The organism is Pseudomonas sp. P4_C3, from assembly GCF_056402075.1.
In genome coordinates this window covers 1-9489 of the sequence record NZ_JBFUIC010000169.1, presented here as the reverse complement: position 1 = coordinate 9489, position 9489 = coordinate 1, and the positions used below count along the sequence as shown (strand labels likewise).

9 protein-coding genes and 1 pseudogene are annotated in these 9489 nt (G+C 63.2%); all 10 read right to left on the bottom strand.

Annotated features, from left to right (window positions below; translation table 11 throughout):
- Window positions 1-147 precede the first annotated feature (147 nt).
- Entirely contained in the window at window positions 148-1296 is a 1149-nt protein-coding gene (locus AC1DVH_RS21265; protein ID WP_477755467.1) for an acetyl-CoA C-acetyltransferase, read from the bottom strand.
- Between the two features lie 173 nt (window positions 1297-1469).
- On the bottom strand, window positions 1470-2525 hold the full coding sequence (locus tag AC1DVH_RS21260) for an acyl-CoA dehydrogenase family protein (protein WP_477755466.1): 1056 nt from the start codon (window positions 2523-2525) through the stop codon (window positions 1470-1472).
- A 10-nt stretch (window positions 2526-2535) separates the two neighbouring features.
- Window positions 2536-3702 (bottom strand): acyl-CoA dehydrogenase family protein, encoded by a 1167-nt coding sequence (locus AC1DVH_RS21255; protein WP_477755468.1) that lies wholly within the window; start codon window positions 3700-3702, stop codon window positions 2536-2538.
- 10 nt (window positions 3703-3712) lie between these two features.
- Window positions 3713-4468 carry an enoyl-CoA hydratase family protein gene (locus AC1DVH_RS21250; RefSeq protein WP_223458443.1) on the bottom strand — a complete coding sequence of 252 codons (756 nt, stop codon included), beginning with the start codon at window positions 4466-4468 and terminating at the stop codon, window positions 3713-3715.
- Window positions 4469-4497: 29 nt separating this feature from the next.
- Window positions 4498-5565 carry an NAD(P)H-dependent flavin oxidoreductase gene (locus AC1DVH_RS21245; RefSeq protein WP_477755465.1) on the bottom strand — a complete coding sequence of 356 codons (1068 nt, stop codon included), beginning with the start codon at window positions 5563-5565 and terminating at the stop codon, window positions 4498-4500.
- 2 nt (window positions 5566-5567) lie between these two features.
- Window positions 5568-6440: an enoyl-CoA hydratase gene (locus AC1DVH_RS21240; protein ID WP_477755464.1), complete on the bottom strand. Its 873-nt coding sequence runs from the start codon at window positions 6438-6440 to the stop codon at window positions 5568-5570.
- Between the two features lie 23 nt (window positions 6441-6463).
- Window positions 6464-7252, bottom strand: a complete 789-nt coding sequence (locus AC1DVH_RS21235) for a CoA-transferase subunit beta (protein ID WP_477755463.1) — start codon at window positions 7250-7252, stop codon at window positions 6464-6466.
- 12 nt (window positions 7253-7264) lie between these two features.
- Window positions 7265-8146, bottom strand: a complete 882-nt coding sequence (locus AC1DVH_RS21230) for a CoA transferase subunit A (RefSeq protein WP_477755462.1) — start codon at window positions 8144-8146, stop codon at window positions 7265-7267.
- Window positions 8147-8157: 11 nt separating this feature from the next.
- On the bottom strand, window positions 8158-9048 hold the full coding sequence (locus tag AC1DVH_RS21225; RefSeq protein ID WP_477755461.1) for a VOC family protein: 891 nt from the start codon (window positions 9046-9048) through the stop codon (window positions 8158-8160).
- A 259-nt stretch (window positions 9049-9307) separates the two neighbouring features.
- Window positions 9308-9489: pseudogene (locus tag AC1DVH_RS21220) on the bottom strand (hypothetical protein); the annotation flags it as partial.

Below are 9489 nucleotides of genomic sequence, written 5' to 3'. Positions count from 1 at the left end.
CCTACAGGTKCACGCATTCCAAAGTAGGAGCTGCCGCAGGCTGCGATCTTTTGATTCACCAATGAAAAGCCGCGGTGTGTCATGTGCACCGTGGTGATCCCATCGCGGGCAAGCCACGCTCCCACAGGTTCAGTGGGCATCTTGAAATCACAAACGTTCGATGATCGTCACGTTGGCCTGCCCGCCGCCTTCGCACATGGTCTGCATGCCATAACGGCCGCCGCTGCGTTCCAGCTCATGGAGCAAGGTGCACATCAAGCGGGTGCCGGTGGCGCCCAATGGATGACCGAGGGCAATCGCGCCGCCGTTGACGTTGGTCTGCTCATGGGGATAGCCGGTCTCTTTCAACCAGGCCATGGCCACCGAAGCGAAGGCTTCGTTGATCTCCACCCGGTCGATGTCTTCGAGCTTCATGCCGGCACGCTTGAGCGCGTAAGCGGTGGCCGGGATCGGCGCGGTGAGCATCCAGATCGGGTCTTCGGCGCGCACGCTCAGGTGATGGATACGTGCCCGTGGCGTCAGGCCGTAACGCTTGAGCGCCGCCTCCGAGACGATCAGCATTGCGCTGGCCGCGTCACAGGTCTGACTCGATACCGCGGCAGTCACCCGGTCGCAGCCGAACAGGAACTCCAGCTCGGCCATTTTTTCCAGGCTGGTCTGGCGTGGGGTTTCGTCGTGCAGCACACCGGCCAGGGGCACGATCTCGCGGTTGAAGCGGCCTTGCTCGATGGCCTGCAAGGCTCGTCGATGGGACTCCAGCGAATAAGCTTCAAGCTGCGCCCGGGACAGGTCCCATTTCTCGGCGATCATCTGCGCCGAACGGAACTGCGTCGGGGTTTGCGCGCCGTAGCGCCGCACCCAGCCTTCGGAGCCGCTGAAAGGATCGGTGAAGCCCAAGGGCTCGGCAGCGATCATCGCCGAGGAAATCGGGATCTGGGTCATGGTCTGTACACCACCGGCGATGACCACATCCTGAGTGCCGCTCATCACCGCCTGGGCGGCGAAGTGCACCGCTTGCTGGGACGAACCGCACTGGCGATCGATGGTGGTGCCCGGCACCGATTGCGACAGGCCGGCCGCCAGCCAACTGGTGCGGGCGATGTCCCCGGCCAGCGGGCCGATGGTGTCGACACAGCCGAAGATCACGTCGTCGTAATCCTCGTCGGGAATGGCATTGCGCTCGACCAGCGCGCGCAATACGTGGGCGCCCAGGTCGGCGGCGTGGATCTGGCTCAGACCACCCTTGCGCCGCCCGGTGGGCGTGCGCAGGGCGTCGACAATATAAGCTTCAGGCATGGTCTACCTCGGTGAAAAAAAATAAAATCAGGCGCCGATAACCTGTGGGAGCGAGCTTGCTCCGGGCGGCGTTCCGACGATGAGGCCGGCACATCCAACATTGATGCCAGCTGATGCACCGCCATCGCGAGCARGCTCGCTCCCACAGGGATGTAGTCACCCTTACTGACTGGTTAAAACGTACTGCCCGCACCCAGCGCAGGTGTGCCGTCGAACAGCGCCGCGCGAATCCGCCCCTTGTGATGGCTGCGATCGCCCCAGACCTTGTCCAGAGCCCAGGCGCGCTTCATGAACAGATGCAAGTCGACTTCCCAGGTGTAACCCATGGCGCCGTGGGCCTGGATGCTGTTCTTCGCCGCGAGCATGGCCGCTTCCGCCGTCGCCAGCTTGGCGTGGGACACCAGCACGTCCTGCCCCGGTAGCTGCTCGGCCAGCACATAAGCGGCGCGGTAGAGCGGGCCTTTGGCGAACTCGATCTGCACCGCGACATTGGCCATCAAGTGCTTGACCGCCTGGAACGAGCCGACCGGCTTGCCGAACTGTTTGCGCTCGAAGGTGTAGTCCACCGCCAGGTCGACCATGCGTTTGGCCAGCCCCAGCAATTGCGCGGCACTGGCGAGGGCGCCACGGTTGAAGGTGGCTGTCCACAGGCGTCGGCCCTGCTCACCGCTGGCAACGCAGGTGGCGGGGGTTGGTGTCCACTCGACCTGGAACAGTTGACGGCTCGGGTCGACTGACTCGTTGCGGGTCAGACGCACGACGTCGCGCTCCAGCGCATGCACTTCGTCGCCATTGGCCAGCAACAGCAGATCGGCGACATGGGCATCGCTGACCAGCGGATTACCCGGTTCAGACACGGCAAGACGCGCACGGCCCTCGGCAACTCGTGACAACCATTTTTGTTTGAGTGGCGCGTGTTGCTGATCAAGGGCGGCAAGCAACGGCACGCCGAGCAACATAGTGTCCACCAGCGGTTCGGGCAGACCGGCGTAACCGCATTCCTGGGCAATCAGCACGAAATCCAGCTCCTTCATGCCCATGCCATCCTGTGCCTCGGGCACGGTCAGGGCGGTCAGGCCGAGTTCCACCAGTTGCGCCCAAAGTTGCTCACTGCGCCCGCTGTCGCTCTGCCACAGTTCGCGGATGCGTTCCGGGGTGACTTCGTTGATCAGGAAGCTGCGGACGTTGTCCTGAAACAGCAGTTGGTCGCGGCTGAAACTAAAGTCCATGGTCTATTCCTCAGGCACGCGGCATGCCGAGCATGCGTTCGGCAATGATGTTGCGCTGGATCTCGTTGGTGCCGGCGTAGATCGGCCCGGCCTGGGCAAACAGAAAACCTTCCAGCCAATGGCCGACGTCGCCGGCGGCCGGGGCTTGCGGCAGCAGCTCGCCACGCAATCCGAGAATGCTCATGGCGGTGTCGTGCATGCGCTGGTCGAGCTCCGACCAGAAGATCTTGTTGGTCGACGACTCCGACCCGATCTTGCCGCCCTGCACCAGTTTCGAGGCGGTCATGTAGGTGCTCAGGGTGTAGGCCTCGGCATCGAGCCAGGCGCGCATCACTGCATCAAAGATGGCCGGGTCGCGGTCGGCCTGCTCACGGTTGGCCAGGTACAACTGCACCAGACGCTTGGCGGTTTCCTGGAAGCGTGCCGGTGAACGCAGCAACAAACCGCGCTCGAACCCGGCGGTGGACATCGCCACGTGCCAGCCCATGCCTTCGCCGCCGAGGGCGTTTTCCACCGGCACCTTGACGTCATCGAAGAAGATCTCGGCAAAGCCCGGCAAACCGTTGAGCTGAGGAATCGGCCGCACGGTGATGCCCGGCGTATCCAGCGGCAGCAGGATGAAGGTCAGCCCGTGATGACGCTGGGACTGCGAGTCGGTACGGAAAATACCGAACGCCCAATCGGCCCACACCGCGCGGGTCGACCAGGTTTTCTGGCCATTGATCACGTAGTGGTCGCCCACCCGTTCAGCCTTGGAACGGATCGCCGCCATGTCGGAACCGGCGCCCGGCTCCGACCAAGCCTGGGCCCAGATGTCTTCGCCAGTGGCCATGCGCGGCAGAAACCGTGCCTTTTGTTCTTCGCTACCGTATTCCATCAGGGTCGGGCCGAGCAGGAAGATGCCGTTCTGGTTGACCCGTGCCGGCGCCCCGGAACGGTAGTATTCCTCTTCGAAAATCAACCACTCGATCAGGTCGCAGCCGCGTCCGCCGAGTTCGGTCGGCCAGGTGACCATGCCCCAACGGCCTTCATTGAGCTTGGCTTCCCAGGCCCGGTGCTGGGCAAAGCCAGGCTCGGTGTCGAACGATTGCAGCGGTTCACTCGGTACATTGGCCGCCAGCCAGGTCCGTGCCTCGGCACGAAAGGCCTGCTGGGCCGGGGTATAGGTCAGGTCCATGGATATGCCTTCAGCCGTTGAATCGGGCATCGCGTTTCTCGACGAACGAGTCGCGTGCTTCCTGAGAGTCCAGTGAGCGGTAGGCTTCGAGGGTGAAGCCCTGCTCCCAGCGGTATTTGTCTTCCAGATTGCCGTCTTCGATACCGCTCAGCGCTTCCTTGGCAAGGCTGATCATGCCGGGGCTCTTGGCGGCGATGGTGCGGGCGATCTGCAACGCGGCTTCGCGCAAGTCTTCGCGCTTGACCACCCGCTCCACCGCGCCCAGGCGGTACGCCTCGGCGGCGTCGATGGCCTCGCCGGTGAAGTACATGTGGCGGACTTTCTGCACCGGGAACAAACGCTGCAAATGCGCACCGCCGCCCATGGCGCCGCGATCCACTTCAGGCACGCCGAAGGTGGCGCACTCGGACGCGACAATGATGTCGGCGGCGCCGCAAATGCCGATGCCGCCACCCAGCACAAAGCCGTGCACGGCCACGATTACCGGTTTCGGGTTGCGGTGAATGGCCTTGAAGCTGTCGTAGTTGCCCTTGTTCACCGCGACGATCAGGTTGCCGTCGGCGGCCAGTTCCTTGATATCGACCCCAGCGCAGAAGCCGCGACCTTCGGCACGGATCACGATCACCCGCACGTCGCTGTTGCGGCCCAGGCCCTCGATCTCGCTGGCGATATCGGCCCAGCCCTGGCAGTTGAAGGCGTTGACCGGTGGTCGGTTGAAGACCAGTTCGGCAATGCCGTGTTCGATGCTGACGCTAAATGGTTTCATGGTTTCCTTCCTTCACAATGCATGGCCCCTTACGACACACGGCGGCACAGCTCGCCCAGGCGCGCTTCGGCGTCGCGGACGATCTGTTCAATCAATTGGGCGCAGCTGGGCAAGCTGTCGATGGATGCGGCGATCYGTCCGGCAGGCAACACACCGGCAGCCGGTTGCCCGTCGACCATGGCTTTCTGGATCACCATCGGCGCGTTGGCGGCCATGATGCTTTGCGCGGCGGTCAACTCTCCGGCACCGCGCATCTTCAAGGCGCTGCTGAGCAATTGGGTCAGGCTCATGCCCGTATGGCGGCGGTAGGCCAGGCCACTCTGCAATGCCAGCAACAGGCGCTTGAGGCCGCCGCTGTTTTCCAGCTGGTTGAGCAATTCGTTGCGGATCATCCGTTGCGGCATGCCGTCGATAGCGCGGCTGATGATGATCGCCGCCGGGTCCTTGACCGCGAGGTAACGGGCCAGGGTCGCCTGGGGCACCGGGCTGTCGGCGCACATCAGGAAACGCGTGCCCATGGCGATGCCTTCGGCGCCGTAGGCCAGGGCCGAAACAAGCCCCTTGCCGTCCTTGAAGCCGCCGGCCGCCACCACGGGTACCGACACCGCGTTAACCACCTGATCAAGCAGCATCGAGGTCGGTACGGAACCGGTGTGTCCCCCGCCCTCGCCGCCCTGTACGGTCACCGCATCGGCGCCCATTTCCACGGCTTTCTGCGCATGCTTGAGCGCGCCGACGGTGGGAATGCACACCACCCCGGCGTCCTTCAGGCGGCTGATCATTTGCTTGCCCGGCGAACGGCTGTAGCTGACCGCCCGGACTTTGTGGCGCAACACCAGCTCGACGATCTCGCCGGCATTGGCCTGGTACATATGGAAATTCACCCCGAACGGCTGATCGGTCAGGCGCCGGGTTTCGATAATCGCCGCTTCCATCTGCTGCGGTTCGATGGTCGCCCCGGCAAGAAAACCGAAACCACCGGCATTGCCCGTGGCCGCCACCAGTTTCGGGTCGGCGACCCAGCCCATGGCGGTCTGGATGATCGGATAACGACAACCGAGCAGTTGTGTTAAACGGGTATTCAACGAGATCGCCATGCTCACGCCTCGCCCGTTTTGCGCTGGGAACTGGCCATGGCCTTGGCGTCGTAGCCGCCGAGGCGGTCGCCGGACACCAGTTCATTGTGGGCATGGGCGAAGTGATGCAGGCCGAACACCATGTCCATGGTTGCGCGCTTGCCCATCAGGTCTTCGGCGTTGTTCACCGCTTGCTTGCTCAGCTGCAGGCCCAGGCGCGGCATCTGCGCGATGCGCCCGGCGATGTCGAGGGTTTGTTGCTCCAGTTCGTCGCGAGCAACCACCCGATTGAGCATCCCCATCTGATAGGCACGCGGTGCCGGCATGCGCTCGCCGAGGAACAGGAACTCCTTGGCGATGCGCGGATTGAGCTCATGCACGTGGGCGAAATACTCAACCCCGGGAATGCCCATGCGCACCACCGGATCGGCGAAGTAGGCATCCTCACTGGCGACGATCAGGTCGCAGACCCAGGCCAGCATCAAGCCACCGGCGATGCACGCGCCCTGGACCATGGCGATGGTCGGCTTGGGCATTTCGCGCCAACGGCGGCACATGCCCAGATAGACTTCCTGCTCGCGGGCATAGAGAAACTCGCCACCCGGTTTGTTCACATGGTCGTACCACAGGCTGGCGCGATCGAAAGTCTTGTCGACGTCGCGGCCCGGGGTGCCGATGTCGTGCCCGGCGGAGAAATGCTTGCCGGCGCCACGCAGCACAATGACCTTCACGTCATCGTCATCGCAGGCCCGGCGAAACGCCGCGTCCAGCGCATAGGTCATCTGCGAGTTCTGTGCGTTGTGGTACTCGGGGCGGTTCATGGTGACCAGGGCCACCGCGCCACGCACCTCGTACAGCACCACCTCGGCCTGATTGTTATCGTTATGTTCAGCCATCACTTTTCTCCGCAACGCGTTGCTCAGCGTTGGCCTGGCGGGTTGTCTTTGAGTTGCAGGGCGCGCAGGTTGTGCGGGTCCAGACGCTGGATCAGCTGCAACTGCTCGACCGTCGGTGCGGCGGTGGTCGGGCAGTCATCCGGCACGTGCAACTCGAAGCCGGTGTTGTCCTGGACTTGCGCCGCCGTCACGCCGGGGTGCAGCGAACGGATGCGCATCTGCCGCTGCGGGCCCTGGAAGTCCAGGACGCAGAGGTCGGTGATGATCAGTCGGATGTCGATGTCATCCAGCGACCAGCCCCGGGCCAGGCGCGCCGGGTTGTAGCCCACCGAGGCGACCATATCGACCTCGCCTTCGACGAACACCCGACGGTTATGGCTCGGCACGCAGAACGAGTTGGCGTGGCTGATCGAGTTACCGGGGAAACCGCGCACACCGAGCATCTGCGCCTTGGGTTTGGCGTAGTCGCCGATGCAGGAAATGTTCGCCTGACCGTAACGGTCGATCTGGGTCGGGCCGACCAGGGCATGGCGCTTGCCGCCCCAGACGTTGTCGAAAATCCGCGAGAAACCCATCCAGCTGTCACGCTTGGGCTCGTAGCCTTTACGTGCGCCCAACGGCACCGGTTCGGCGACCATGTAGGCTTCGGAGTCGGTCATCAGCAGTTGCGGGTTGCTGGTCAGCATGGCCAGCGATGCCGCCAGACGCGGGATCACGCCGATGCCGCTGGCCAGAACTTCGCCGTCTTCGCGCCAGGCTTCGGAGGCCGCGCAGATCATCAGTTCGGCGAGGCTGTAAGTAGTAGTGCTCATCGGAAGGTTCCCTTAGAAAATCGGCAACGGCAGTTCACGGATCGCAGCCAGGCCGCCGACCTTTTCCAGATACTGTTCGTGGGTGCAGTCGACGTAGTCGCGCACGTAACCCTGCCAGCCGTCGGCCGCCTGGACCGTGGCGTTGTAGGCCTTGAAGTGCGCGACGTCGAAACCGTACAGCGGCGCGCACGAAGACGGATGCGCCCCGCCCGGTACGTGGGCCACGGCGGTGGTCAGGTTGCGTTCCCAGAACACTTGATGTGCGTGGGCGCTGTCCTGATGGAAATACTCGCTGTCGACCAGCTCATCGCAGGTCACGTAGCTGTGGGTCGCGGCCCGCACGAACAGGTCGTCCATGTAGTGATCCGGACCGCTGATCTGGCACACGCCACGTTTGTCGGCGCGGTCGACATGCACCAGCGCCGCGTCGAGCTTGAGCGCTGGCATGGCGACCCAGTCCTTGCCATCGGCATAGGGCGAGGCGATCAACTTGATCTGGCGGTTGTGGCGCAGCACATCGGTGCCCAGGCCCACCGCCGTCGGAATGAACGGCACATTCATCGCCGCCGCCCGCAGACCGAGCAGCAGCATGCCTTCGTCGATCTCCATCACTTCCAGCGCCGCTTCCTGGCGCGCCTTGCGGAAGTACGGCTCCAGCGGAATGAAGTCCAGGGAAACGAAGGAAAACACCAGTTTCTTGATCTTGCCGGCCGCGCAGAGCATGCCGACATCGGCGCCGCCGTAGGCGACCACGGTCAGGTCCTTGAGGTCCGAGCGCAGAATCTCGCGCACCAGCGCCATCGGCTTGCGGCGCGGGCCCCAGCCACCGATACCGATGGTCATGCCGTCACGCAGTTGGCCGACGATCTCGGCGGTGCTCATTTGCTTGTCCATCGTCTTGTTCCTCATTGGCGACCGACACTGAAGTCGTGGCCCCAGTGGCTGACCACGGTGCTTTCGAACGGCGTGTGRCGGTCCCAGTCGACCACCAGGCCATCGCAGCCGTATTCCAGGTCAAACCCGGACGGGGTCTTGATATAGAAAGAAATCATCTGGTCGTTRGTGTGCTGGCCGAGGGTGGCCGACAGCTTCACGCCGTTGGCGTGAACGCGGTCCAGGGCGCGGCCGACTTCGTCCAGCGCGCTGACCTCGACCATCATGTGCACGCAGCCATGGGGCATCGGGCATTCGAAAATCGCCAGCGAGTGGTGCCGGCCGTTGTTGCAGTGCAGGAAGTGAATACGCTTTTGCGGCTCGGCCGGGTCCGGGGTGAAGCGGACTTTCATCAGGTCCGACAGGCCAAAACCCATCACCTGCTCATAGAAGTCGCGGCAGCGCTCGAAAGCCGGAGCTGGTAGTACCACGTGGCCCATGCCCAGTTCGTTGGTGACAAAACCTTTGACGCCCACCGGCGAAACGAAACGGGCGAAATCCTGCAGCGGGCCCCAGAACAGTTCGTGGCGATTGCCATCCGGGTCGCTGAAGTGCACCAGTTCCTGGACCTTGCGCAGCTCCGCTTCGGCGGCGGTGCCACGGGTCACTTGCACGTCGGCCTGTTGCAGCTCGCTGACCGCCTGTTCCAGCGCCGCCTTGCCGGCCACTTCCCAGCCGCAGGCACCGAAGCCATTTTCGGCGCTGTTCAGCACCAGCACGCGGTAATGACGCTCGTCCATCTTCAGGTACAAAAGCTCATCGTCGCCGCTGACCATCATGCCCAACACCTGGCTCGCGTAGTGGCGCCACTGCGCCAGGTCGCTGGATAACAGGGTGACGTAACCCAGACCGCGGATATCCATGGATGCACTCCTCGTTTTTCTCAGGCGGTGCCGCCCTTCGGCGACTGCCGGGGGAGACTTTATGTAGGGCCTATTCAAACGGGTTCGGCGAGGGGCAACATCGTCCAATGGGACTAGCGGATTTGATGGGGTACGCACATCAAAAACTGTAGGAGTGAGCCTGCTCGCGATGGCGGTGTGTCAGGCAACATGGATGTTGAATGTCAGACCGCTATCGCCAGCAGGCTGGCTCCCACAGGGGTTCAGTGGTGTTGCGGGTTTATGCAGGTGGTTCGATTTGATCGAGCACGCGGTTCGCGGTGATTTCCGCGAGCATCACGCTATTGGAAATACCCAGCAGGGCATTGCGATCACCGCCCTCCAGATGACGGTGATGAATTCGTAGTCGTGGTTGACCTTGTATTCTTCTTACAAGCAGCTGGCGATTACATCGAACTCCAA

What these genes read in the sequence shown, in the direction of transcription:
- AC1DVH_RS21265 (WP_477755467.1), bottom strand. Translation starts at nt 1,296, where the DNA reads ATGCCTGAAGCTTATATTGTCGACGCCCTGCGCACGCCCACCGGGCGG.
- AC1DVH_RS21260 (WP_477755466.1), bottom strand. Translation starts at nt 2,525, where the DNA reads ATGGACTTTAGTTTCAGCCGCGACCAACTGCTGTTTCAGGACAACGTC.
- AC1DVH_RS21255 (WP_477755468.1), bottom strand. Translation starts at nt 3,702, where the DNA reads ATGGACCTGACCTATACCCCGGCCCAGCAGGCCTTTCGTGCCGAGGCA.
- AC1DVH_RS21250 (WP_223458443.1), bottom strand. Translation starts at nt 4,468, where the DNA reads ATGAAACCATTTAGCGTCAGCATCGAACACGGCATTGCCGAACTGGTC.
- AC1DVH_RS21240 (WP_477755464.1), bottom strand. Translation starts at nt 6,440, where the DNA reads ATGGCTGAACATAACGATAACAATCAGGCCGAGGTGGTGCTGTACGAG.
- AC1DVH_RS21235 (WP_477755463.1), bottom strand. Translation starts at nt 7,252, where the DNA reads ATGAGCACTACTACTTACAGCCTCGCCGAACTGATGATCTGCGCGGCC.
- AC1DVH_RS21230 (WP_477755462.1), bottom strand. Translation starts at nt 8,146, where the DNA reads ATGGACAAGCAAATGAGCACCGCCGAGATCGTCGGCCAACTGCGTGAC.